The organism is Moraxella catarrhalis, from assembly GCF_001656295.1.
GTDB classification, from domain to species: domain Bacteria; phylum Pseudomonadota; class Gammaproteobacteria; order Pseudomonadales; family Moraxellaceae; genus Moraxella; species Moraxella veridica.
In genome coordinates, this window is record NZ_LXHE01000015.1 from 43818 (window position 1) to 67695 (window position 23878).

Sequence of the window (23878 nt, forward strand, 5' to 3'; positions counted from 1 at the left end):
TGGGTTCATCAGGTTAATAGTCATAGATTAAATAGATTAAATAGATTGTGATGGCATTAAAAAATCCCCATATTGCATGGGGATTTTTAGGCGTTTGGCAACTTAGCCAATCGGCAATCCGATTAGTAACGAGTAATCAAAGCAATAGGCTCTTTTTCGTTCATTTGCTCACGAGGTACAAAGACGACCTCACCACCATTATGATCAACCAATTCAATGATTTCTGCCACCGCATCATCATTTACGCCATCATCAGTTGCATCTTCGGCAACCAGTAAGGTTGCATTTTGTTCATCGATGGTTGCAGGTACGCTATAACCTTGGCGAACAAGTAAGGTAACCGCATTACCCTCAACGGCAGAACGATAGATTTGTTGTAGATCTGTACGAACCATTTTTTCGTTACGAGCTTTTTCAAGTTCACCTTGGGCAGTTTCGTAACGAGTTTTACGCTGATTTTCAACCAACTCTTGAACGCCATCGATAATCTCTTGAGCATTGCCATCTTTAAGATGTGCTAAGTTATCAACCTTGCCCAAAATGATTGATGGGTTATCGCACACTTGCTCATAAAAGCCCAAAGTGCGTGAATCACCCACCAAAATGACAGGTAATGGCGATGCGTTGTAGATACGCTGTAAGCTTTTATCCACACGATTCATAAACTCTTTTAGATAGCTGTGGTCATCTGATGAGCCTGTACGGTCTGATTTACTGCCTGTTGGTAATGTGGTATTTTTGATGGGGAATGCCAACTCATCATGGACTTCTTGGCGTGGACTGTCGCCCACCACTTCTTTAATCAAAGTGCCGTTCGTGCCAACCAATAGGCGAGCGTTTTCGCTGGTAACAACCAGCACATAATAATTCACCGCCTCTGACAAATCACGCATCAAATCACGAGTAGCGAACTTATTCCCCAAAATCACACGCTCTTTGGCATCAAAAGGCAGACGAAGTACAGTCGCTTCTGACTCAGTTGCAAAAATTGCCAGCGTATCTAGATTATAGTTGTGATCAAGCTCATCTGTCTGAGCGGTAATATTCGCCAAGATGGCATCAGCGGTGCGTTTGTCATGCTCTTCACTGATACGGTCTTCGGCAACTTTGAGCTGATTTTTTAGAGCAATGGTATCTTGTTCATTTTCAGGGTGAGTGCGATGTGTTTTTACAAAAATACTTACCGCAGGATTGGCTTGGGTTTGTTTGAGCTGTTTTAGTGTTGCTTTCATTGTGATGTTCTCCTATTTGATAAAAGCTTAAATTAAACAAATTAAACTAAATATATCCATAAAATATCTTAATATCAGATGATTTTTAGTATAACAACTTTTTAAAATCAATTCAAAGTCAAGCCTGCTTGATTTTGTGAGATTTTTACCATCGGTGCGTTATTTTATGTTATTTTATGTTATCTAATCCTCTAATCTAATCTTTAGCCCAGCCCAACAGGCGTTACCGTCAATCGCCCAAGCCCAGTCTGATAGATACTTGATATATTGAGATGCTTTATATATATTGTTTGACAAGTTCCGCCATCATTTGAATATGCAGCTCATCGGTGTTTAGTGCTGGAATATAGTCATACGCTCGCCCTCCTGCCTCTAAAAAATTATCCCTATTTTCAACCGCAAGCTCCTCAAGTGTCTCAAGACAATCAGCAGAAAATGCTGGGCTGATGACTTGTACCGAAAACCTAGCCGCCCCCCATTCAGCAAGCAGCTCATCGGTATAAGGTTTTAGCCACTCTTGGGCGCCAAAACGAGACTGAAAACTCATCGCCCAATCATTGATGGACAGCCCCAAGCGATCCGCCAAAAGAACGGCGGTTGTACGGCATTGTTCAGGGTACGGATCGCCCTTATCGGCATAAGGCTTGGGGATACCATGAAAACTCATCAAAAGCTTATCAGCGCGCCCATGCTCCGCCCAATAGCGCTCGACAGACTGCGCCAATGCTTCGATATAATCAGGATGATCGTGGTAGTCCTTGATAAAGTTTAGCTCAGGTACATTTCTGGTGTTTAATAGTAGCTTGGCAATTTTATCAAAGGCGGCAGCCGTTGAAGTGGCTGAATACTGCGGAAAAAGCGGCAAAACAATAAAAGACTCCACGCCCTGCGACATCAAATCCGTCATCACCGATTTGGCAGAAGGATTGCCATAAGTGGTTGCAGGATAAACAGGTATATCAATGCCTTGCTGGGCAAGAATATCCTGCAGGTCTTTAGCTTGATTTTTGAGTATCACCAATAACGGTGAGCCGCCGTCCATCCACACACTTTGATACGCATGGGCGACACGCTTAGGTCTGGTCGTCAGCACAAAGCAATTTAAAATCACCTGCCAAATCACTTTGGGGATTTCGATCACGCGCGTATCGCTCAAAAATTCACGCAAATAACGACGCACCGCGTCTGGCGTTGGGGCATCTGGCGTACCCAAATTAACCAGAAGTATGGCTGTTTTTTTCATAAGGTAAAACAAATTAAACAAAGTTTGATTTTATCATTTTTTTAATAAAAAATCTCAGCCAAACTTAGGATTTATCATTAACTTTATCGATCATAGCTTTTGGATGTTTTGGTTTGTGCGCTTGTCTGATCGGGTTATGCTGTCTTTGTGATTGGGTTTTTACCAGCTTTATGATGACGCACAAGCTGTCTAATCAGTTGGTTGTTTTGCTCAAATGTCCGACACTTTTTTCAAATCATCAAATGTGTCTTAACCGCCAATTTTTCTGAGGTACTCAATGATTCTTCATATGAGCGGCTAATGAGCGGCTAATGAGCGGCTAATGAGCGGCTAATCAGCTCTGTTGTTTTTTGGCAATTTGCCATAAATTTTATCATAAATTTAAGCACTTTATTAAAATCTTGGAGCAACTAACAGTCTAGCCATTTGATCGACAAACAGGTCTGCAGTCTCAATCTAGCACGATGCATGAGCACATAATAATATAATTCTGACGGCTGATGTTTAATTCTTGGCAGATAACCTCTGTGTCAAGCTCAATATACTCTTTCAGCAAAAACGCGCGAGCCTACTCTTTGGGCAAATTATCCAAACACAACTCAAGCACCGCCCAAAAATCATCTTGCTCTACACAGTCAGCAGGATTTACCAAGGTTTGGCTTAGTGCTTGAATTCGGCTATCAGCGTGCCAATGCCCATTGACATCAAACAAATATTCAAGCAATGAAGCATCATCTTGCTCATCATTTGAAAAGTCGCACAAAGGTATGTATTTTTGGGTTTGGCGAATATGATCACTGATCTTATTTTTTAAGATGGCAAACATCCAACTTTTTAATGCCGATCTGCCCTGAAAGCTGTCGGCGTATTTTAAAGCATTCATCAAAGCTTCTTGCACCACATCTCGTGCGCACTGCTCATCGCCCAATTGATTATAGGCAAACCGATACATGGGTATATAAAGCTTAGCAATGACATCGTCATCAATTATCGTATTGACATCAGTCATGATTTATCTTTTCTTAATAAAAATCAGACGATAAAACCAATCATCCACGCTCAAATAACGCCCTGCGCCAAACACCAATAACACCAGTAGCATGATCAAATAAGTAACACCAAATTCTACGCCATTATTGAGTATTACAAAATTCCCTGTTTGAGTCAGCCACTCAAAATCACCCTGAGATTGTAAAATTTCATTGGCTTTTGCCAGTCGTTCGCCAGCAGCAAGCGAATTTTGTAAACTTGCTTAACCTTCAGGCAGGTAAGAAAACAGCTGAGAGATGTTCGTTGCAGGGTCTGTGGGCGTAATGGCGTACCATCCGTTTTTCAAATGCACCTTAACAATTGCAACCATCATGGTCACAAATCATACCGGCTCCACCTTAAAGCCAAATGACTATCTGTTTAATAGGGGTACAGGTGATGAACATGAAAAAATATTTTGGGATGCTGCAACACAACGCAATATAAACAAGCAGGTTAGTGATGTTGCATCTTTGGGTGGCGATGCTGTATTTGCAGCTCCTGGAAAGGTAATGAATGTTGTTCGCATTGCCACAGGTAGCACCATGATAGCAAGCGGCATTCAGAGTGTTAAACAGGGAAAAACAGGACAAGGCTCTTTTCAGGTTGTGGCTGGAACTTTAATGTTTGTGCCGATTGGCAAGAAAGCAGTCTCCACCAATCAACTAAGTTTATCTGGCACTATTAGCCATGTAAATGGGTATGCCACTAGCTCTTATAATGGCATGAGGCTAAATTTGGATCTTAGAACTACTGAAGCAGCAAACTCTCTTATTGAGAGCTTGCGTTCAAATGGAAGGTTGCCTAGTCATTACATTACAAAAATTGAGGCAGGGAAAAATGGATGGCAAGCAGGAAAGGCTTTAAATAGCACAAACCCAGGTAAGCAAATTGGAGGAGATATTTTTTGGAATACTCTCAGTGTTGTACCTAATGCACCTAGGAGAATCTGGTATGAGGCGGATGTTGGTCTTAAAAATACCATATCCAGATCAAAACAACCAGGTACAAGACTCTTGTATTCAAACGATGGCTTGTTATACATTATAACAGACCATTATCAATCTGTAACTTTTATAGGGAGATGGAAATGAATCAAATTATGATTGATGGTAATATTGTTAAAACTGAAAAAGATTTTCATAGAACCTTAGCAATTCAATGTGATGTAACAGAATTTTATGGGCATAATCTTAATGCTCTTTGGGATTTACTTTCCTGGGGGGGGTGGAAAGACCAGTTTGTATTATTTGGAATAACTCTGAAAATTCAAAAAAATTCATGGGCGCGTCAGCATTCTACCAAATCATTAATGTCTTACAAAGAGTTAAGGAGCAAGATGAGAGTTTTGGCTGGGTAGATCGTTTTGATTATATAATAAAATAGCACGGGCGGTCACAAAATGCTGATGCTGCTATCGCCGCAGATCACCCTGCCATCAAAAGCCGCTTAACCGAATTTGACAACGGCGTCTATCAGCTCTCCACCGTACACCTGCCCCTGCCAAATGAGTGGCAAAATCACACAATCACCCATCTCACCATCACGACCGACGGGAACAAAATTGAAGTTCGCAGTGTGGATTTTTATTGATACTAAAAACTGCCTGACATTGAGCCAGGCTTTTATAGGATAAATGTGACAAATGTTGATTGGCATGTCGATGCAGCTATCCCAATCCACAGAGTGTGGACGATTTAGAAAATTTATTTATCAAGCATACACTTTCTGCGGTTAGGGCGTCGGTGAGCATTTAGAACGTGTTTATGTTTACCGCCCAGCGTCTGTATGGTAAGGCGGCAGCTTTTCGTCGTGTGATTGGATATCAAAGCTTTGAATCAAATATTTTTATTTTCATTCACTGATGCCATCATCCAAGCCAATTAACATAACAATTCATCACTGATGCCAAAAACCGATACTTTATCAGTGATGTAAGCGATCTTGTCAGTGACTTGTATTTTATTTATGCATCCCAAGATAAGCATATCTGTATTTTGTTATTTATGCCAATTTGGCGTATAATAAGATGATTTTTGCAGAATTTTTATGATATTTAGGATAAGCCATGACTGTCCAAACCTTTACCCCCGATACTCGTCCTGCACCCAAAAAAGCAGTGCAAGGCGAGAAACTGCGCGGCTATGATAAAGTCGCTCGCATTCCCATCAAGGTCATTCCCACTGTTGAGACCCCCAAAAAACCCGACTGGATTCGCGTGAAGCTCTCAAGTCCCGCCGAAGTTGAGCGCATCAAATCCACGCTACGCAAACAAAAGCTCTACACCGTTTGCGAAGAAGCCGCCTGCCCAAACCTGCCACAGTGCTTCGGTGATGGTACAGCGACTTTTATGATTATGGGCGATATCTGTACTCGTCGCTGCCCGTTTTGTGAAGTGGCGCACGGTCGACCAAATCCTTTGGATAAAGATGAGCCGCGCCATACCGCTGAGACCATTTTAGGTTTGGGGCTAAAATATGCCGTCATCACTTCGGTGGATAGAGATGATCTCAAAGACGGCGGTGCAGGTCACTTTGTGGAAGTGATTAATGAATCCAAAGCACTGAGCCCTAACTGCTTGATTGAAATTTTGGTGCCTGACTTCCGCGGGCGCGAGCAGGTTGCGCTTGATTTATTGACCGAAACTGCACCAGATGTATTTAATCACAATATCGAAACCGTGCCGCGTCTTTATAAAGCGTTTCGACCTGGCTCTGACTATCAGCACTCACTGAATCTACTCAAAGACTACAAAGCGCGCCGTCCTGATGTCGCGACCAAATGCGGCTTTATGGTGGGGCTTGGCGAAACTGAAGAAGAAGTGTATGCACTGCTTGACGACCTAAAAGCACATGATGTTGACATCATCACCATCGGTCAATATCTTGCCCCAAGTAAAAACCATGCCCCCGTAGACAGATATGTGCATCCTGATGAGTTTGCGCGCTACACCGAATACGGTAAGAAATTGGGCTTTTTTAACATCTGGGCAAACCCAATGGTGCGCTCAAGCTACTTTGCCGACCGTCAATATTATGGTGAAGATTGCCCACCGCCAGCTCGCAGTGCCAAAGCACTTGCCGAAGAAAAACTGGCAAAGGCAGAGCGTGGCGAAAAGGTTGGGTGTTTTTGATTTAGCTAGCCATAAAATAACAAGCAACAAACCCAGAACACTTGTTGCAACGGCTTAATATATGGAATTATTTATATGCCTAAAATTTTAGCATTAACTGTCTTTGGGCTAAATAATAGATTTTATATAAAATATTTTATTTATGGAGTATTACTAGCAGCATTTTTATGGTTAAGTATCGATTACATTCATAAAAACGCAATTGAGCAAGGCAAAGCTGGGCTTGATACTACCTATATTTGGTTTAACCGAATTTGGGTTGGTCTCTCCGCCCTGCTCTACCCCTATGCTCGCTATCTATATGCCAAAATTTGGGGTTTTTTCTTTGGTGAATCAGAATGGTATTTAGGTGGCATCTTATTATTATTGGTTTATTACTTTAAGCTTATGGTAAGAGTATGTCTATTCTTATTTGCTGTTTTTATTGCTCCAATTGCATGGCTAGTTTTATATTTTGATAATCGCAAATTTTATTAACCACTTTAAAGCCAATACCTAAAAATGACCCAAATTATCCTATCATCCAACGGCATCCACCGCCTGCACCATACTTTTTTTGTACCAAAAGGCAAGATCAAATCCACCCTGCTTATCGTACATGGCATGACCGAGCATGGCGGCCGATATGCGAGATTTGCCCAATTTTTGGCAGATCATGGCGTACTGGTGGCGACGTATGATCAGCTTGGGCATGGTCAGACCGTCAAAGATAAGTATGAGCTTGGGTATTTTGATGACAAGCATCCTGTGCAAGCGCTGTCAAAAGATGTCATCATCATGGCAGATAAGCTCAAAGAGCACGCGCCATCAGTGCCGCATTTTATCATGGGTCATTCGATGGGCTCGTTTATCGTGCGTTCGGTGCTCATTCATCACAGCACGCGATTTGATGGCGTGATTTTGATGGGTACAGCGGATAATTTTGGTCTTTTAAGCCGTACCACTTATGCAGCGCTTAGCCTACTCAACAAACTCTCCCCCAAGCAGGTCAATCAACGTGCCGCTGAGCTGATGAATCATGTGTTATTAAATCAGCTTCGCTCGCCCATCAGCGCTTCTGCATTTGCTTGGCTGTCTGAAAATCCTGAGGCGATTCAAGCGTTTGAAGCAGATCCGCTGACAGGGTTTGCTTTTACCAATAATGGGTTTATGACCTTATTTGCCTTGATGCAGCGCGCCATGCGTCCTGATTGGTATGTGAATATGCCCAAAGATTATCCGATTTTATTGGTCAGCGGCAAAGATGATCCTGTCGGTAATATGGGGCAAGATATCATTCAGCTTCAAGACAAGCTTTTGCGCGCCAATCGTGATGTTAGCGTGCATCTTTACCCCAATATGCGTCATGAACCACTACATGAAAAACAAGCACAAAAAGTCTTTGCCGACATCTTGGCTTGGATCGAACGCCACTGTAACGCTGATAAAATGTGATGATATTGGATGACTGATTTTAGTGAATAAATTGTTGGCTTAGGCGATTTTTGCTCTTTAAATATGCTAAAATTATCAAACAATCTATGATGACTTTTTAAGGATTTATTATGTCAAATCTTGCAACGATTATTGAAGCGGCTTTTGAAGACCGTGCAAATTTCACCGCCGAAACTGTTTCGCCAGAAATTCGTGCGGCTGTTGATGAAGCGATTGAAGCTTTGGATAATGGCTCTTTGCGCGTTGCCGAAAAAATTGACGGTGAATGGGTGGTGCATCAATGGCTCAAAAAAGCAGTGCTGCTGTCATTCAAACTCAATGACAATAAGCCCATTGAATCATGCGATTTGCGCTTTTATGATAAGGTGGATACTAAGCATGCCAACTGGAGCGAGGCACAATTCAAAGCAGCTGGCGTGCGTGTCGTACCACCTGCGGTTGCGCGCCGTGGCAGCTTCTTGGCAAAAAATGTCGTGCTCATGCCGTCTTATGTCAATATTGGCGCCTTTGTCGATGAAGGAACCATGGTGGATACCTGGGCAACTGTCGGCAGCTGCGCTCAGATCGGCAAAAATGTACACTTGTCAGGCGGCGTTGGCATCGGCGGTGTACTTGAGCCATTACAGGCCAACCCAACGATCATCGAAGATAACTGCTTTATCGGTGCTCGCTCTGAGATTGTTGAAGGTGTAATCATTGAAGAAGGCTCGGTCATCTCAATGGGTGTCTATATCGGTCAGTCCACACGCATCTATGACCGCGAGACAGGCGAGATTCATTATGGTCGCGTGCCAGCAGGCTCGGTGGTAGTACCAGGTAACCTGCCTAGCAAAGATGGCACTCACAGCTTATATGCTGCCATCATCGTCAAAAAAGTAGACGCCCAAACTCGCGCCAAAACTAGCCTAAACGATTTGCTACGCGCTGAATAATACCAGCTTTAGTCAAACCAAATAAAAACGACCGCTCATTGACTTGGCGGTCGTTTTTTATCTAGCATCTTTATGGTGATTGATGATTAAGACATTTGAGATAAATTAAGGGTATGAATGATCCAGTGATTAGTTGCGGCTGATCATTTTTAATGCTTCGCTGACCATCACCATGCCCATCGTCGCTGTCACCACCACAGTAGAACCAAAGCCGCCACAGTTTAGACCAGTTTGACACGCCTTGGCTACCTTTGGCGGCTCGTCTGAATAGACACATTTCAGATCAAATTTTGTCTTACCGCCTTTTGCGATGCCTTTTTCACGCAATTTTGAGCGCAGCTTGGCAAGCAGCGGATCTTGAGTGGTGTCTTTTAGGTCGGCAACGCGGATCTTTGTCGGATCGATCTTCGCGCCTGCACCGCCAGCGACCACACATTTGATTTTATTAAATCGGCAATGTAGCGCAATGGCAAGCTTGGCAGACATATCATCCACACAGTCAAGCACGATCACCGTTTTACCTTCATCTTGCATCTGTGCGACATACTCACGAGTCGGCAGAAGCTCTTTGACATTTTGCGCCGTCAAAAAATCATCCACACATACCACATCCGCCTTAGGATTGATACTGCCAATGCGCGCTGCCATCACATCGATTTTAGTCTCGCCAAGCGTTTCGCTCAAAGCAGGCAACTGCCGATTGATGTTACTTTCGACAAGCACATCCATATCAATCAAAACAATACGCCCTATCGCTGTACGCGCCAAACTCTCCGCCGCCCATGATCCGACGCCGCCCACGCCAATCACATACACTTCAGCATCAGCAAATCTATCAAGGCTTTGCTCGCCATACAGCGCACTCACGCCCATAAAGCGGCGGTCATAATCCATCTGTGTCGTATCAGTCATATTTCCAATCCACACGCAGCGCATCACAGCTATTTTTCCAAAGCTGATTTGCTAATACTTGTTTATCATAATTAAATAATTTAGACAGCTCATCTAGCACAAAATGTAAGTGTGCAGGTTCATTTAGCTGTCCTAAATGCTGACAAGGCAGCGGCATCATGTCAGGGCAATCTGTCTCAATCACAAAAGCCCCAATGCCATATTCATCAAAAACCGCCTTAACAGACCGACGCAGTTTTTTGGCATTAGGATTGGTGATCTGCCCTGTAATGCCAAGCTTAAAGCCACGTTTGACAAAGGCAAGCGCTTCTTGTTCTCCACCGCTGAAGCTGTGAGCGATACCACCTCTGTCATCAGCAAGATAGTTTTGTTCAGCCAAAATCTTCAAAACATCGCCATGATTTTTACGGATATGTAATAAAATGGGTAAGTCATACGCTTTGGCAAGCTCAATTTGTTCCACAAAAAATCGCTTTTGTTTTTGAAAAATGGTGGATTCTTTGAGTGCTTTTGGGTAAGTATCCAGCCCAATTTCACCGATCGCAATCGACGAATGCGTTTTAAGATATTCTTCTAAAATATTCAAATCTGTGTCAGACTGCTCATCAATGTATAATGGGTGTAGCCCAAACGCCAAATGCGATCTTGGTGAGTCTGCCAACTGATTGGTGGCTGTATTTGCCAACACCATGCGCTCAAAATATCGAGCCAAATAGCCAATGATCAATAAATGCCGCACGCCTTGCTCATACGCACGACTGGCAAATGCCGCGCGCTGATCATCATACTCAGGCAAATCAAAGTGGGTGTGTGTATCAATCAGAGTTATCATGATGCTTTGGCGAAACTGTCTTATTGGCGGCAGGCTTAGAACTGCGTCTTAGTAAGGCTGTCATCGCAGCGATGACAGCAAGCTTTATCAAAAAATGCTGATGCGATTTTCTCATGATGGCGTCTTGGATTTTTTTGGTTTGACAGGGGTAAATGCCTGATCTTCCATATCAGGGATCGCTTGAGGCGCCAAGATATTGAGCTGAGATTCGGAGTGATAAGGCACGAGCGCCGATGGCACCACGGAGCGTGCAGCATCAATGTGCTTGATTGAGTCATCAAAAAAGATGTGCGGCGCAAATGTTTTTAGGACATTTGTCTTATCAAGACCTCCCAAAAAGAACGCCACATCCACCGTCACACCCCACTCCCTTAGGGTTTTGATGGCGCGCATATCTGCAGGCGCATTACGCGCCGTCACCAGTGCGATGCGAATCGGATTGTGCGGCGCGTCGGTCGATTGGTTGGGTAATTTGTCTTGCAGTTTGGATAATTTGATCAAAAAATCGGCATAAGGACCTTTTTCAATCGGCAAATCTGCCATTTCGTTTTCACGCGCATGAAAAGCATACAGCCCTTCTTGCTTAAAAACCAACTCCCCCGAATCATCAAACAACACCGCATCGCCATCAAACGCAATGCGAAGTTGATCACTGTCAAGTTGATCGACACTGACTGGCGTAGCATCCAAAACCGCACAGGCACAAATTTGACCATCGGTGACCTGCTGAGCATCCTCATGATTTGTCGTCAAAAACAAATCGACATTAAAATCCTTAATATAATTTGCAACCGAATCCCCAGAAATAAACGCTGAGCGAGTAATGCCCAGACCATGCGCACGAATTGAGTTGAGCACCTGGATGCCGATATCTGGCGAGGATTTGGAGACGATCACCACTTCCACATAGGGCGATTCAATGTGATATTCCATCGGTGGCTGATGTTTGTTGAGATTAAGCAAGGCTTCTATCAAAGGATAGCCCGATCCTTTATTTAAGATCTCATTTTCGCGCGCCTGCTGATACGCTTGAAATTTGCGCGCGGCAGTATCTTTATCTTTGGCAACCAATTCAGTCAGCTTGGCTTCATTTTTTGCCAAATCAAATAAAGCTGTCGCCGAAATTGCGACAATTAGGGTATTTGAAAAATCGACCGCCATAAATTGCCTTATTGGTTGCAGTTTCTTTGTTATTTTAGCACAGTTTTGCTCAGGATTTGGCGAATGATTACATGTCCTAAGCTAGCAGCTTAGCTTGATGACATCGCCATGTTCGATTCTGCTCAAACCATGCATATTAATTGTCGTTTGGTGGCTTAATGCAGCATCGCCATTAAGGGTGCAATAACGCACATTACCCATGTATCCACGGGGCTTTGCGTTATCGCCCATGAACTTAATATAATGCCGATGTAGTGCCACAGTCATTGATAACATGCCATAGTTTAGCTCAAATGATTCTTTGAGCACCAAAGGATCACTGTCGTCTTTGCGATTGTTTTTATTTTTGTCAATGAACACCATCAAACCAGACTGCCCAAATCTATCACACACACCCAAGGTGTTAATGGGGCAGATGATGACATCTTTTTGGTGCAAGGCCGCCTCGATCTTGGCTCGTCGAAGTGCTTCTTGCACATGTCGCCCCACCATTTGAGACTCATATCGGCGCATGAGCGAATCATAGGCTGGCACAGCGATCATACCGATGAGCGCCAATATGGCAAGAACAACCATCACCTCAATCAGTGTAAAGCCTTGCTGAGTGTTAGGTCTTTGATTCATTGGTAGATGTAGCATTATCGCCAAGGTCAAACCAAATCTTACCAGGATTCATGATACCACGAGGATCAATGGCTTGCTTAATCGCCTGCATGACACCGATGGCAGTACCGTGTTCTTTTTGCATATATTTACGCTTGCCTTGTCCGATACCATGCTCACCTGTACAAGTGCCACCCATTTCAATTGCACGCACCGCCAAACGCTCAAGGATTTCTTCAGCCTTTTTTAGCTCTTCATCATTGTTTGTATCAACAAGTAGTAGCACATGAAAATTACCATCACCCACATGACCGACAATTGGTGCAAGCATGTCTGACTTTTGGATATCGGCTTGGGTTTGTGTCACACATTCCGCCAGTCGAGAAATCGGCACACATGCATCGGTTGACAGTCCTCGTGCTGTAGGTCTAAGTGCACAGGCAGCATAATACGCATGATGGCGAGCACTCCACAGTTTTTTGCGCACCGCTTCATCACTACCCCACTCAAAATCACTGCCGCCAAAGTCTTCAATGATTTGCTCAAATAAATTCGCCTGCTCTGCCACGCTCTGTTTAGTACCATGAAATTCTACAAATAAGGTGGCTTTTTCGGGCAATGATAAGCCTGAATACTGATTACATGCACGAATCTGAATCGGGTCAAGCAACTCAATACGAGCAATCGGCAAACACATCTGAATGGTAGCAATGGTCGCCTGACACGCCATATCAATGCTTGGAAAATGACAAGTACCACTGCCAATCACTTCAGGTTGCCCAAATAGCTTGACTGTCACCTCTGTGACAATACCAAGCGTCCCTTCAGAACCAACAATCAGACGCGTCAAATCATAACCAGCCGATGACTTTTTGGCACGTGTGCCGGTTTTGATGATTTCACCAGTTGGCAGCACCACTTCCAGCGATAAAACCACATCTTTCATCGTCCCATAGCGAACAGCATTTGTGCCTGATGCTCGGGTAGCAACCATACCACCGATGGTCGCATTCGCCCCTGGATCAAGCGGGAAAAATAATCCCGTCGCACGCAAATAGTGATTGAGCGATTCTCTGGTCACGCCTGCTTGCACGGTCGCCGTCAGATCCTCTTCATTAATCGCAACAACTTCATCCATCTGCGACATATCAATACAAAGTCCGCCATACGGTGCATTTAGCTGACCCTCCAGTGATGAGCCGATACCAAATGCGATGACAGGCATATGATGCTCATAACAAATCTTAACGGCATCTGCCACATCGTACTTATGCTTGGCGGTCAAGACCGCATCAGCAGGCTGATTAAGCAGCCAAGTCGTCGTATGTGCGTGCTGCTCACGCGTAGTCATATTGGTTGAAAGCTGATCGCCAAATCGTGCTTTAAGCGCACTCATCGCTTCTGCAAATCTTGTCTGTGTCATTAAATTTATCCCATATTACAAGCGCTTTGTTATCAAACGCTTTTACTGCCATCAAAATTTCAAAACGATTGTACCACATTTCCGATTTTGAGTGAGACTCACGCATTTGACATCGGCAACATTCAAACCACATAAGTTCCCTAAAATGACTTTAACAATTATGACAAACTTGTGAAACTTATACATTTATTAAAATAATATCCTAAAAATTTTCTTAACAAATTTGACGATAAAAATTGTTTACCAAAGTCCCAAAAGTTTTTTTGACCTTGCCAAGCCTTGCTACTAATAGGCTCAAAAACTTTTCCACACAAGCTGTGGATAACTTTTAAAAACACTCAACATATCGCCCCTAAAAGCGTGTATTTATCACGCCTGCATAAGAATTGATTAAAATTTGAACAATAATAAATATATATATTTTTATAATAAAAATCAATAACTTATAAATATAATAGCTTGAATAGCATTAAAATAACTCAAGGTTATATAGATAATTTTTATATTCATAGAGTCGGTTTGGTGTTCCACAATGATCTGACATATTTTGTGGATAAGATTGTGGATAAGTTTTTATCAGGTCAAATTTTGGCTCAAAAATCATCTTTTTTTATCATTGCTCTTTGATTGAATTTTGAGATTAAAAAGCGATTGGTTCAAGCACTGAGTTTTAAAAAATTCATTTAAAATGACACAAATTACTGACAAAATATTTCAGGATAACCCCCTATCAAAAAGGCAGTTATGCTATAATTAACGGTAGATTTAGTGACATGATTGTCAAGTTTGTGAGCATAATCGAAGCAGGCAATCGTATTAATTTTAGGAAATTTCTATGGACGAAAATAAAGAAAAAGCACTCAAAGCCGCCTTGGCTCAGATCGAAAAACAGTTTGGTAAAAACACCATCATGCATTTGGGTGATGAGACCGCTAAGCTTGATGTGGATGTGGTCTCTACTGGCTCGCTTGGGCTTGACATTGCGCTAGGTATCGGTGGCTTGCCAAAAGGTCGAATTATTGAGATTTTTGGACCTGAAAGTTCGGGTAAAACAACACTGACCTTACAGACCATCGCCGAATGCCAAAAACAAGGTGGCACTTGCGCCTTTATTGACGCTGAGCATGCCCTTGACCCAATCTATGCCAAAAAGCTTGGCGTAAATATTGATGATTTGCTTGTCTCGCAGCCTGATAATGGTGAGCAGGCGCTTGAGATTGCTGACATGCTCGTGCGCTCAGGTGCGATTGATCTGATTGTGGTGGACTCTGTGGCTGCATTAACGCCAAAAGCTGAAATTGAAGGCGAGATGGGTGACAGTCACATGGGCTTGCAGGCTCGCTTGATGAGCCAAGCGCTGCGCAAAATTACCGGCAACGCCAAACGCTCAAATTGTATGGTGATTTTCATCAACCAAATCCGTATGAAAATTGGCGTCATGTTCGGTAGTCCAGAGACGACGACAGGTGGTAACGCCTTGAAATTCTACGCTTCTGTACGTCTTGACATTCGACGCATTGGCTCTGTTAAGGATGGTGATGAAATTGTCGGTTCAGAAACGCGCGTCAAAGTCATCAAAAATAAGATGGCACCGCCATTTCGCCAAACCGAATTTCAAATTATGTACGGTGAGGGCATTAACCGCCTAGGCGAGGTGATCGATTTGGGTGTTGATATTGGTGCTGTTGGTAAGTCAGGTGCTTGGTACAGTTATGGTGATGGTAAAATTGGTCAAGGTAAAGCCAATACGGTCAAATATCTGCAAGAAAATCCTGCCATTGCCAGCGAAATCGAAGCCAAAGTTCGTGAGATTAAATTAGCCACAGTCGCACCCATCATAGAATCAGATGAGCCTGAAGAGCATATAGAAGACGATAATTTCTAATCCTTCATCATGAAAATCAAGACGTTATCTGAAGTCCTAGCAGAAATGGGCGAATCGCCTGTTTCTGCTGATTCTTATCAAGTTCAAGTGCTTGACGAAACCAACTTTGAGGAACTGACGACCACGCAGCCACCGCGGTTTAACCAATTACCCAAATCCAAAACATTTAAAAAATCTGTCAATCCTCCCAAAAAAACCTCCAAAATCCAGAATGCTTCGCCAGATCAAGTCAAGCATTCACCCATCTCCAAGCGGCAGCACTCTATATCACCCACGAAGACAGTTAAGAGTGATTCTGTAGCGCAGTCAAGCTCTCAGTCAAAAAGTCCTTCGGTAATCTCTGAAGTGTCGGTATTATTAAAACAAGTTAATGATGGCAAAGACAGCGCCGCAGTGCCGCCAGAGCTTGCCAAGCGACTACAAAATGTCGCCATTGAACCTCTAGCACAGACTGACAAAGCCACCAATTATCTGCGCTGGCTTGCGTTTTACTACTTATCGCGGCGAGAGATGTCACAGCATGAATTACAAAAAAAACTGCTTGCCAAAGGCTGTGAGCCTCAAGCGGTGGAGGATTTGTTACAGGAATTTGCTCACAAAGGCTATCAATCTGACGAACGCTTCGCCATGATGCTTGTTCGCGAAAGCATTCGAAAAAGTCGTGGGAAAAACCACATCTTACAAGCTTTAAAGTCCGCCAAAGTCACACTGCCCGAGGGCTTTGGCAGCATTGACCAGTTGATACAGCAAGCTGGGGTGGACTCACTGACTGATAATACCATCCTTGCCGATGACGAATCAGGGACAGTTGATTGGCTGAAGCTGGCTGTCGAGGCGCGAACACGCAAATATGGAGACACCATCCCAACAACGCCCAAGGACAAAGCCAAGCAGTTAAGATTCTTGCAATATCGAGGGTTTGAGATGTCAGTTAGTTTGGAGGCTTTAAAATACACCTTGGCGGACTTAGATGAGCTGATTGACTAGTCATGTCAAGCTTTAAGCCCAAACCTCTACCGCGTTGATATGATACACCGCTTGGACTGTGTAGGCGTTTAGTATATCTGATCAAAACGCTCCCATATCCCAACCTGATCCTTCTGCATGGCTGCCGTTGAGCCAAGCTTTCGCCATGGCATGTTGCTACCATGAAAATCACTGCCAAGCGATACCGCCAACTCATGTTTGGCGATCGCGCGGCTGACCATCTCAACGCAGCTTAACGGCTCATGATTGGGCAGCTCGCAGCCGTCGCCACCACATTGAGCAAAGTCACTGATGAGTCTTTGAGTGCGTGTCGCAGACAGTTTATATCGCGTTGGATGAGCAAGCACAGCTAGTCCGCCACACTCATGAATGAGCGCTACCGTATCTGCCATATTGATGGTCTGTATGGGTACATAAGCTGGTTTATTATCCGCCAAATATTTATCAAAGGCAGCCTGCACACTGGGCACATACCCCAATTCATGCAAAACTTGACCAATGTGTGCACGCCCAACAGCGCGAGCATTACCACCCACCTTGGTCAGCACCTGTTGCCACAAATTCTCAAATAGCACAGCGGCTTCATCAGGATGATCCATCAATAGATCAGCAAGTTTTTGGATCATTTGTCGTCCGCGCAGATGTCGGCTATCTTGTAGTGATTGCAGCGCCTCGTTCATCTTCAGTGAATCTGAAAAATTGAGCGCAACAACATGGATAATTTTATCAATCTCTAGGTGCTTGCCATAGCCACCAGATAAAGTATGGGTGCAGCTGATTTCCACCCCTCGGATCAGCTCAACTCCGACCATTTTGGCAGCTTTTTTGGCTTCATCAAGCCCCTTGATCGTATCATGATCGGTCAATGCCGCCATCTCAATGCCTGCCAAAGCGACTTTTTTAATCAATTCTGTGGGCGTGTTGGTACCATCAGAGCAAGTGCTATGCATGTGCAGGTCTATTTTTTTCATGATCCAAATTTCCGATTCATCACTGACTGGCATTATCTACATTAAAAAAGCCCCACCGCATGGGTAGGACTTAGTTTTATGGTGAATTAACTGTTTTTTTGCTGCTCTCTTTGTAAGAAAGTCCCAACGCTGATCGGCTTTGGTGCACCTTGGCGTGGAATGGAGGCTTGTTGATTTTCTTCTGCTAATGCACTTGTATGCGTTTTTAATGTTTCTTGCTTATTTCCTGATAATTTGACTGGTGCTGGCTGATCATTAACCGTCAGACCTGTCGCAACGACCGTCACATGAATCTCATCTTCCATGTCAGGATCTTCGACTAAGCCGTAAAACACATGGGCATCTTCATCCATCATACCTTCGCCAATAGCAACGATGGACATCACCTCATCCATACTAACGCCAGAACCGATAATATTAATGATCAAGCCTTGGGCATTGCGCAGATTTAGATCGTCGAGTAGCGGAGAGCGAATGGCTTTTTCCATCGCTTCAGAAGCACGATTAGTGCCGCTGGCACGACCGATACCCATCATCGCATGACCCTTGGCACTCATTGCAGTACGCACATCCTCAAAGTCGATGTTAATCATACCTGGGTTTACGATAGTTTCGGTCAAACCATTTACCGCATGTAATAAAACATCATCTGCCTTTTTAAAGGCATCTACCATCGTCAAATTACGATATGCTTGGGTCAGCTTATCATTAGGAATGGTGATGATTGAGTCTACATGTTGGGTCAATGCATCGATGCCATTACGCGCGGCGGCAGCGCGGCGCTTACCCTCAAAGCTAAATGGTGTTGTTACCACTGCAACCGTCAAAATACCCATTTCTTTAGCGATGCGAGCAACCACAGGGGCTGCACCCGTGCCTGTACCACCGCCCATACCTGCGGTGATGAATGCCATATTATAACCCTCGAGCATGGCACGAATTTCATCCTCGTTACTCTCAGCGGCATTACGACCAACTTCAGGGTTAGCACCAGCACCCAAGCCACGAGTTGCGTCCGCACCAATTTGGATTTTATTTGGCGCTGACAATTTATTTAGTGCTTGTAAGTCAGTGTTGGCACAAACAAAAGTAATGCCCGAAACATTTTGACGAACCATATGCTCAACAGCATTACCGCCGCCGCCACCAACACCAAAGACAATGATTCGTGCTTGACCATTAGTTTCTGGTTGAAATTCATCAGCCATTCCGTATTTCATAACCTAACTCCAAAAAATTGTTTTCAATAAAAGTATAGCACCATTGTACGCACAATCAGTACTTTTGGCAAGCTGCGCAAGGCTTGTATCAGTTAATTTCACTAAAAAAGCTAGACATTTTTGTCTTAAATCTAGATCAATATTTTAGTAAATTGGCTTGCTCTCGTCAGCCAAAACTTAAAAAACCCGCTTAATCCAAGCAGTAAATTGTCCAAAAAGCTGGCTGATCATACTCACGCGCTCAGTCACCCAAGAATTATCAATTTCATCGACTTTTTGGGTTTGCTGATCACGGGCATATTGGGCGCTACCCACGAATAAAAGTGCGCCGATCGCGGTATGCAGCGTATTATCGGACAGATGTTTATTAAGCAGCTTAATATTATCATCAGATAGACGCTCAGGATCCAATTTCACCCTTGGATTATTGGTAATTAGCCGTGCTTTCATGCCAATATGGTTGCGCGCAAAATCAAGCAGCCCATCCATAGACGAACCACCGCCCGACAAGACGATGCCAGCATCCAAACTGACCAATAAAGAGGCATCAATCGCATCAATAACTTTGTCAAGCAACTTGCGATAGCGCGCCTCAATCACTTGATTAAGTTCACGTCTGAGCATGGTTTTTTCATGCTTGGTGTGTCGCTTATAAGTCACCACGGCGCCTGGCGAATATTTATTACGATTCAATGTACCTTCTTGTCGCTTAAAGCTGTCCGTGTCTGCAAGCGCAATGCCACACTCTTTGGCAATGTCCATGTCGACAGTCACGCCGCCCATATCCAAGCAATGGCTATAAATCAACACGCCATCTTTATAGATGCACACCTTAGTCATGCCCGCACCGATATCAATAAAACAAACCCCTGCTAGTTTTTCATCTTCAGACAAGGCATACTCAGCACCAGCAATCCCATCAAACAGACAAGATTCGACATGCAAATCGTCTTGTTCGACCAAACTGATCATCTGGTTGAGCTGAGTGGTTGGCATATCAATCACATGACTTGCAACACAAATTTTATCCGTCATCAGCCCTTTGGCGTCTTGCACATGATAATCTTCTAAAAAAATCAATTGGCGATTCATTTGAAATGGCGCGCGGTCTTGACTTGCGATTTGATCAGACATCACTTGGGTCGCTTGGCGAATATGCTCTGGCGTCACCATGCGGTCAGCCGTATCGATAATCACCTCATGACTCATATTCTGCATATTCATCATGGCAGATGCCATGCACAATATAGGTGAAATGATCTGCAAACCCGCCATATCACTGGCTTCGCGAACAGATTTATGAATTGCTGACAAAAGATGCTCGCGATTATCAACACGACCGCCAAAGAAAGCATCCGTGTGCGCCAAGCCGACAGCCGAAACCTTAAGGTGCTTTTCCAAACCTTTAGTTTCAAAATGCCCGACTGCTGTACAGACAGCCGTAGAGCTAATATGTATTACCGCTTGAAGAGTCACACGATTTCCTTAAACTACCTCGACGCCCAAAGTGAGTTGGGCACCAATCTATCAAAAATATCAAGCTTGATTACGCCAAGCAATTGCAAAGCCGTTTTTATACCTAAGATCCACAGAATCAATGCGTCCAAAATCATTAGCCAACGTACTTTGTAGCTGTATCGCCAAATTGTATAGCTTTTGCTCTGTGTCTTCATGGTCAACCATGATGCGCATGCCATTATTAAATCGAATGATCCAAGTTTGGCGAGGTGTCAAAATCAAGTCCTGAACCCGAACATCCAAAGGCGCATACCAAGTATTGATCCGCTTAAGCTTTTGCATAATCTGCTGAGATTCGGTGTCGCGCCCATGCAAATTAACCAACTTAGGATTCATAAGCTGACTGCTTTCGGCAGGCTCATACACCACACTATTGGCATCAAGCAATCTGTCGCTACCAAAGTTGGCAATGGGTCTGCGCGCAGTGACCGACACAACCACACCATTATTCCAATCGCGCTGCACATTCGCCGATTCCACCCAGGTCAGCTGGCTGATATGTTGGTGAATTTTTACCAAATCTGCACCAAAAAATTGCACTTCGCCAATCGGTTCGACAGCCTGCTGAATCGCACTTAACTGCGCTTGGGTCAGCTGATTTGATTCTATGACAATCGGTTTGGCTGTTTCATTATCTAATAAATAGTTGGTCAACAGCCCAAAAATCGCAATCAATACAATGATCATCAATGCAGAATGCCATGGCTTGACAGTGATTTTCTTCATAGAGATTTTAGTCATGAATTACGCCATTGATTATTAAATTTTTATCATCAATAAATTTTTGAATATGCTATTAAAGTATCCTAGAGACGCTCATTAAGATCAAATCTTTAGCAGCAAAAACATTGATTACTACGGTCGCAGTCTGTTTTAGAATAACATTGAGATAAATCAGTATATGTTAGCGCATTTTATCGATAAGTGAAAGTAATAAATTCAAAAAACACCTGAAAAATTTAAGGGCGTTACATCTGTTTACAGTTTTTTATAAAGAAGTAAATTTAAAAATGATGTACATAAATCAGCAACTCTTCATTGCACATGCCAACAACATCATTATAAGAAAAAATGTTAAAATTCAAATATTTTAATGGTTGTGAGTGAGCACTATGGAACACTTGAGTGAGTGGATTTTGGCTGTGATGGACAAACTGGGTCTGATTGGCGTCGGTTTAATGATGTTTTTGGAAAATGTCTTTCCGCCCATTCCATCAGAGCTGATTATGCCTGCGGCCGGATTTGCTGCAGCAATGGGTCAGATGAACCTATTTGCCGTTATTATTGCCGGCACAATTGGTTCAATGATTGGCGCCCTACCTTTGTATTATATTGGCACAAAACTAGACGAAGAGCGCTTGAGACATTTGGCGGATCATTATGGTAAGTATTTTTTGATCACTGCCAATGATGTAAGTAATGCCCAAAAATGGTTCGATCGGCATGGTAAATCTGTCATATTTTTTGGGCGAATGATCCCTGCGATACGCTCACTGATATCCATTCCGGCAGGCATGGCACACATGCCCTTAGTGCCTTTTTTGGTATTGACTGGGTTGGGCTCTTTGATTTGGAGTGCGATGTTGGCATATGCTGGCTTTGTGTTAGGTGCTAATTATCATCAGGTGGCCAACTATATTGGTGCCATCAGTCATTATATCGTCATAGGTGCTGGGCTTCTGATTTTATTTATCATTTATAAACGCGTCAAAAAAGTTTGGGGCACTCATGCCAAATAACTCTTATCCCTTGCCTAAAATTATTTTCTTTGATATTGATGATACTTTGTATATCAAAGATGAAGGGCGCATTCCTCAAAGTGTGAAACCTGCTTTACTCGCCCTAAAAAATCAAGGTGTATTGCTCGCTATTGCCACAGGCCGCAGTCTTGGAATCATGCCGGTAGCGGTACGAGAGCTGATTGATGAAATTGGTATTGACTACTTATTAACTATAAATGGTCAATACAACGAATACGCTGGTAAAAAATTATTCGATTTTCCCTTGAAAAAACAACAAGTCAAAGAGATCTTGGCAGTATTTGAACATCGTAATATTGCTACTGCAATTATGACAAAAACTGACATCTTTTGTTTTAATCAGAGTAAACATTTAAAAACTGCTTTAGGTTCATTAGGAATCACACCGATATTAGCCAATAAAGAAGGGTTTGATTTTGATCAGCCCATTTATCAAATCTTGGCATTTTATGAAGACCATGAGGCGCAAAACATCGTGCTGCCACCTGATATTAAAACAACTCGCTGGCATCGGTGCGCTGTAGATGTATTGGATCATCAAAGCTCGAAAGCGCGCTCAATAGCCAAATTATTAAATGAGTTAAATATCTCCAAATCAGATGCAGCAGCTTTTGGAGATGGCTTAAATGACATAGAGATGTTTAAGTTGGTGGGTACCGCTATTGCCATGGATAATGGACATCCCGATTTAAAACAGCATGCTGATATTATTTGTCCACGCCACGATCAAGACGGCATTGAAAATATTTTAAAAGCGCTAAAATGGAATTGATCTCAAATCACCCTCAACACCCCAAAAACCAAAACACTTGCCCAATAAGCAAGTGTTTTTTATTTCCCACTGGTCATTGATACAATTCTTATCCTGCTTTAAACACCCCCCAAACAAAACCCCCCTTTGCTTCTGCAAAGAGGGGTTTAAAATAAGGTGCTGACGATGACCTACTCTCACATGGGCGAACCACACTACCATCGGCGCTAAGACGTTTCACTTCTGAGTTCGGGAAGGGATCAGGTGGTTCCATCTTGCTATTGTCGTCAGCGTAAAAGGATTAACAACGCGGTATGAGTCTGTTTGTTACTAAATCAAGATTAAGGTTCATCTTACATATTACCAATCAACACAGTCAGTGGGTAAAACCACTTGGGTGTTGTATGGTCAAGCCAAACGAGCAATTAGTATTGGTTAGCTACATGTATCACTACACTTCCACACCCAACCTATCAACGTCGTCGTCTACAACGGCTCTTTAGGGAAATCTCATCTTGAGGTGGGCTTCCCGCTTAGATGCTTTCAGCGGTTATCCCATCCGAACGTAGCTACCCGGCAATGCTTCTGGCGAAACAACCGGAACACCAGAGGTTCGTCCACTCTGGTCCTCTCGTACTAGGAGCAGATCCTCTCAAATTTCCAACGCCCACGGTAGATAGGGACCGAACTGTCTCACGACGTTCTAAACCCAGCTCGCGTACCTCTTTAAATGGCGAACAGCCATACCCTTGGGACCTGCTTCAGCCCCAGGATGAGATGAGCCGACATCGAGGTGCCAAACACCGCCGTCGATATGAACTCTTGGGCGGTATCAGCCTGTTATCCCCAGAG

General features: G+C 43.5%; 24 protein-coding genes, 2 rRNA genes and 1 pseudogene. 10 read left to right on the plus strand and 17 right to left on the minus strand.

Annotation, left to right across the window (positions count from 1 at the left end; genetic code table 11):
* Positions 1–122 precede the first annotated feature (122 nt).
* The 4 genes and pseudogenes from AO382_RS07135 to AO382_RS11470 form a co-directional block, all read right to left on the minus strand.
* Positions 123–1232, minus strand: coding sequence for a hypothetical protein (locus AO382_RS07135; RefSeq protein ID WP_064619513.1), 1110 nt, complete (start codon positions 1230–1232; stop codon positions 123–125).
* Between the two features lie 277 nt (positions 1233–1509).
* Complete coding sequence (gene hemH / locus AO382_RS07140) at positions 1510–2475, minus strand: ferrochelatase (protein ID WP_064619516.1); 966 nt, start codon at positions 2473–2475, stop codon at positions 1510–1512.
* A 568-nt stretch (positions 2476–3043) separates the two neighbouring features.
* Complete coding sequence (locus tag AO382_RS07145) at positions 3044–3484, minus strand: sigma-70 family RNA polymerase sigma factor (protein WP_227513649.1); 441 nt, start codon at positions 3482–3484, stop codon at positions 3044–3046.
* A gap of 3 nt (positions 3485–3487) precedes the next feature.
* Positions 3488–3709, minus strand: a pseudogene (locus AO382_RS11470) (AraC family transcriptional regulator); the annotation flags it as partial.
* A 127-nt stretch (positions 3710–3836) separates the two neighbouring features.
* Between AO382_RS11470 and AO382_RS10695 the strand changes: the two are divergent.
* Together AO382_RS10695 and AO382_RS07155 are read left to right on the plus strand one after the other, a co-directional pair.
* Positions 3837–4598 carry a ribonuclease domain-containing protein gene (locus AO382_RS10695; protein ID WP_227513650.1) on the plus strand — a complete coding sequence of 254 codons (762 nt, stop codon included), beginning with the start codon at positions 3837–3839 and terminating at the stop codon, positions 4596–4598.
* The gene (locus AO382_RS07155) at positions 4595–4864 is read left to right on the plus strand and encodes a barstar family protein (RefSeq protein ID WP_227513651.1); all 270 of its coding nucleotides are present in this window, start codon (positions 4595–4597) and stop codon (positions 4862–4864) included. Before AO382_RS10695 ends, AO382_RS07155 begins: the two co-directional genes overlap by 4 nt.
* Positions 4865–4953: 89 nt before the next feature.
* On the opposite strand, the gene AO382_RS07160 is transcribed toward AO382_RS07155, so the two are convergent.
* On the minus strand, positions 4954–5163 hold the full coding sequence (locus AO382_RS07160; RefSeq protein ID WP_064619518.1) for a hypothetical protein: 210 nt from the start codon (positions 5161–5163) through the stop codon (positions 4954–4956).
* A gap of 409 nt (positions 5164–5572) precedes the next feature.
* Here AO382_RS07160 and lipA point away from each other — a divergent pair, with 409 nt between their 5' ends.
* From lipA to dapD, 4 genes are all read left to right on the plus strand, one after another.
* A complete protein-coding gene (gene lipA, locus AO382_RS07165) occupies positions 5573–6637 on the plus strand; it encodes a lipoyl synthase (RefSeq protein ID WP_064619521.1) in 1065 nt (354 codons plus the stop codon).
* Between the two features lie 75 nt (positions 6638–6712).
* A complete protein-coding gene (locus AO382_RS07170) occupies positions 6713–7114 on the plus strand; it encodes a hypothetical protein (RefSeq protein WP_064619524.1) in 402 nt (133 codons plus the stop codon).
* 24 nt (positions 7115–7138) lie between these two features.
* Entirely contained in the window at positions 7139–8071 is a 933-nt protein-coding gene (locus AO382_RS07175) for an alpha/beta fold hydrolase (RefSeq protein ID WP_064619527.1), read from the plus strand.
* Between the two features lie 110 nt (positions 8072–8181).
* A complete protein-coding gene (gene dapD / locus AO382_RS07180) occupies positions 8182–9003 on the plus strand; it encodes a 2,3,4,5-tetrahydropyridine-2,6-dicarboxylate N-succinyltransferase (RefSeq protein WP_064619530.1) in 822 nt (273 codons plus the stop codon).
* A 129-nt stretch (positions 9004–9132) separates the two neighbouring features.
* Here the strand turns inward: dapD and AO382_RS07185 are convergent, their stop codons facing one another.
* The 6 genes from AO382_RS07185 to AO382_RS07205 form a co-directional block, all read right to left on the minus strand.
* On the minus strand, positions 9133–9915 hold the full coding sequence (locus AO382_RS07185) for a ThiF family adenylyltransferase (RefSeq protein ID WP_064619533.1): 783 nt from the start codon (positions 9913–9915) through the stop codon (positions 9133–9135).
* On the minus strand, positions 9908–10747 hold the full coding sequence (locus tag AO382_RS07190) for a TatD family hydrolase (RefSeq protein WP_064619536.1): 840 nt from the start codon (positions 10745–10747) through the stop codon (positions 9908–9910). The genes AO382_RS07185 and AO382_RS07190 overlap by 8 nt, the downstream gene beginning before the upstream one ends.
* Positions 10731–10862: a hypothetical protein gene (locus AO382_RS11300; RefSeq protein ID WP_258865195.1), complete on the minus strand. Its 132-nt coding sequence runs from the start codon at positions 10860–10862 to the stop codon at positions 10731–10733. The genes AO382_RS07190 and AO382_RS11300 overlap by 17 nt, the downstream gene beginning before the upstream one ends.
* Positions 10859–11908 carry a 5'-nucleotidase gene (locus AO382_RS07195; RefSeq protein WP_064619540.1) on the minus strand — a complete coding sequence of 350 codons (1050 nt, stop codon included), beginning with the start codon at positions 11906–11908 and terminating at the stop codon, positions 10859–10861. The genes AO382_RS11300 and AO382_RS07195 overlap by 4 nt, the downstream gene beginning before the upstream one ends.
* Before the next feature lie 81 nt (positions 11909–11989).
* A complete protein-coding gene (locus tag AO382_RS07200) occupies positions 11990–12547 on the minus strand; it encodes a GspH/FimT family pseudopilin (protein ID WP_227513652.1) in 558 nt (185 codons plus the stop codon).
* Positions 12516–13934 carry an FAD-binding oxidoreductase gene (locus AO382_RS07205; protein ID WP_064619546.1) on the minus strand — a complete coding sequence of 473 codons (1419 nt, stop codon included), beginning with the start codon at positions 13932–13934 and terminating at the stop codon, positions 12516–12518. The genes AO382_RS07200 and AO382_RS07205 overlap by 32 nt, the downstream gene beginning before the upstream one ends.
* 835 nt (positions 13935–14769) lie before the next feature.
* Here AO382_RS07205 and recA point away from each other — a divergent pair.
* Positions 14770–15819, plus strand: a complete 1050-nt coding sequence (gene recA / locus AO382_RS07210) for a recombinase RecA (protein WP_064619549.1) — start codon at positions 14770–14772, stop codon at positions 15817–15819.
* Positions 15820–15864: 45 nt separating this feature from the next.
* Positions 15865–16806: a regulatory protein RecX gene (locus AO382_RS07215; protein WP_064619579.1), complete on the plus strand. Its 942-nt coding sequence runs from the start codon at positions 15865–15867 to the stop codon at positions 16804–16806.
* A gap of 68 nt (positions 16807–16874) precedes the next feature.
* Here the strand turns inward: AO382_RS07215 and AO382_RS07220 are convergent, their stop codons facing one another.
* The 4 genes from AO382_RS07220 to AO382_RS07235 all read right to left on the minus strand — a co-directional run bounded on the left by AO382_RS07220 (position 16875) and on the right by AO382_RS07235 (position 21256).
* A complete protein-coding gene (locus AO382_RS07220; RefSeq protein WP_400260273.1) occupies positions 16875–17777 on the minus strand; it encodes a PHP domain-containing protein in 903 nt (300 codons plus the stop codon).
* An 86-nt stretch (positions 17778–17863) separates the two neighbouring features.
* Positions 17864–18985, minus strand: coding sequence for a cell division protein FtsZ (gene ftsZ, locus AO382_RS07225; RefSeq protein ID WP_064619556.1), 1122 nt, complete (start codon positions 18983–18985; stop codon positions 17864–17866).
* 189 nt (positions 18986–19174) lie between these two features.
* Positions 19175–20473 (minus strand): cell division protein FtsA, encoded by a 1299-nt coding sequence (ftsA, locus tag AO382_RS07230; RefSeq protein ID WP_064619559.1) that lies wholly within the window; start codon positions 20471–20473, stop codon positions 19175–19177.
* Between the two features lie 60 nt (positions 20474–20533).
* Positions 20534–21256: a cell division protein FtsQ/DivIB gene (locus AO382_RS07235; RefSeq protein ID WP_227513654.1), complete on the minus strand. Its 723-nt coding sequence runs from the start codon at positions 21254–21256 to the stop codon at positions 20534–20536.
* A 371-nt stretch (positions 21257–21627) separates the two neighbouring features.
* On the opposite strand from AO382_RS07235, the gene AO382_RS07240 reads away from it, so the two are divergent.
* On the plus strand, positions 21628–22254 hold the full coding sequence (locus AO382_RS07240; RefSeq protein WP_064619562.1) for a DedA family protein: 627 nt from the start codon (positions 21628–21630) through the stop codon (positions 22252–22254).
* Complete coding sequence (locus tag AO382_RS07245; protein WP_064619564.1) at positions 22244–23047, plus strand: Cof-type HAD-IIB family hydrolase; 804 nt, start codon at positions 22244–22246, stop codon at positions 23045–23047. The genes AO382_RS07240 and AO382_RS07245 overlap by 11 nt, the downstream gene beginning before the upstream one ends.
* 157 nt (positions 23048–23204) lie before the next feature.
* Here the strand turns inward: AO382_RS07245 and rrf are convergent.
* Positions 23205–23318, minus strand: a 5S ribosomal RNA gene (gene rrf / locus AO382_RS07250).
* Between the two features lie 112 nt (positions 23319–23430).
* Positions 23431–23878, minus strand: a 23S ribosomal RNA gene (locus tag AO382_RS07255); the annotation flags it as partial.

Excerpts from the sequence above, each read along its gene's own strand:
- AO382_RS07135 (WP_064619513.1), bottom strand. The coding sequence starts at position 1,232 with ATGAAAGCAACACTAAAACAGCTCAAACAAACCCAAGCCAATCCTGCG.
- hemH (WP_064619516.1), bottom strand. The coding sequence starts at position 2,475 with ATGAAAAAAACAGCCATACTTCTGGTTAATTTGGGTACGCCAGATGCC.
- AO382_RS07145 (WP_227513649.1), bottom strand. The coding sequence starts at position 3,484 with ATGACTGATGTCAATACGATAATTGATGACGATGTCATTGCTAAGCTT.
- AO382_RS10695 (WP_227513650.1), top strand. The coding sequence starts at position 3,837 with ATGGTCACAAATCATACCGGCTCCACCTTAAAGCCAAATGACTATCTG.
- AO382_RS07155 (WP_227513651.1), top strand. The coding sequence starts at position 4,595 with ATGAATCAAATTATGATTGATGGTAATATTGTTAAAACTGAAAAAGAT.
- AO382_RS07160 (WP_064619518.1), bottom strand. The coding sequence starts at position 5,163 with ATGCCAATCAACATTTGTCACATTTATCCTATAAAAGCCTGGCTCAAT.
- lipA (WP_064619521.1), top strand. The coding sequence starts at position 5,573 with ATGACTGTCCAAACCTTTACCCCCGATACTCGTCCTGCACCCAAAAAA.
- AO382_RS07170 (WP_064619524.1), top strand. The coding sequence starts at position 6,713 with ATGCCTAAAATTTTAGCATTAACTGTCTTTGGGCTAAATAATAGATTT.
- AO382_RS07175 (WP_064619527.1), top strand. The coding sequence starts at position 7,139 with ATGACCCAAATTATCCTATCATCCAACGGCATCCACCGCCTGCACCAT.
- dapD (WP_064619530.1), top strand. The coding sequence starts at position 8,182 with ATGTCAAATCTTGCAACGATTATTGAAGCGGCTTTTGAAGACCGTGCA.
- AO382_RS07185 (WP_064619533.1), bottom strand. The coding sequence starts at position 9,915 with ATGACTGATACGACACAGATGGATTATGACCGCCGCTTTATGGGCGTG.
- AO382_RS07190 (WP_064619536.1), bottom strand. The coding sequence starts at position 10,747 with ATGATAACTCTGATTGATACACACACCCACTTTGATTTGCCTGAGTAT.
- AO382_RS11300 (WP_258865195.1), bottom strand. The coding sequence starts at position 10,862 with ATGAGAAAATCGCATCAGCATTTTTTGATAAAGCTTGCTGTCATCGCT.
- AO382_RS07195 (WP_064619540.1), bottom strand. The coding sequence starts at position 11,908 with ATGGCGGTCGATTTTTCAAATACCCTAATTGTCGCAATTTCGGCGACA.
- AO382_RS07200 (WP_227513652.1), bottom strand. The coding sequence starts at position 12,547 with ATGCTACATCTACCAATGAATCAAAGACCTAACACTCAGCAAGGCTTT.
- AO382_RS07205 (WP_064619546.1), bottom strand. The coding sequence starts at position 13,934 with ATGACACAGACAAGATTTGCAGAAGCGATGAGTGCGCTTAAAGCACGA.
- recA (WP_064619549.1), top strand. The coding sequence starts at position 14,770 with ATGGACGAAAATAAAGAAAAAGCACTCAAAGCCGCCTTGGCTCAGATC.
- AO382_RS07215 (WP_064619579.1), top strand. The coding sequence starts at position 15,865 with ATGGGCGAATCGCCTGTTTCTGCTGATTCTTATCAAGTTCAAGTGCTT.
- AO382_RS07220 (WP_400260273.1), bottom strand. The coding sequence starts at position 17,777 with ATGAAAAAAATAGACCTGCACATGCATAGCACTTGCTCTGATGGTACC.
- ftsZ (WP_064619556.1), bottom strand. The coding sequence starts at position 18,985 with ATGGCTGATGAATTTCAACCAGAAACTAATGGTCAAGCACGAATCATT.
- AO382_RS07235 (WP_227513654.1), bottom strand. The coding sequence starts at position 21,256 with ATGACTAAAATCTCTATGAAGAAAATCACTGTCAAGCCATGGCATTCT.
- AO382_RS07240 (WP_064619562.1), top strand. The coding sequence starts at position 21,628 with ATGGAACACTTGAGTGAGTGGATTTTGGCTGTGATGGACAAACTGGGT.
- AO382_RS07245 (WP_064619564.1), top strand. The coding sequence starts at position 22,244 with ATGCCAAATAACTCTTATCCCTTGCCTAAAATTATTTTCTTTGATATT.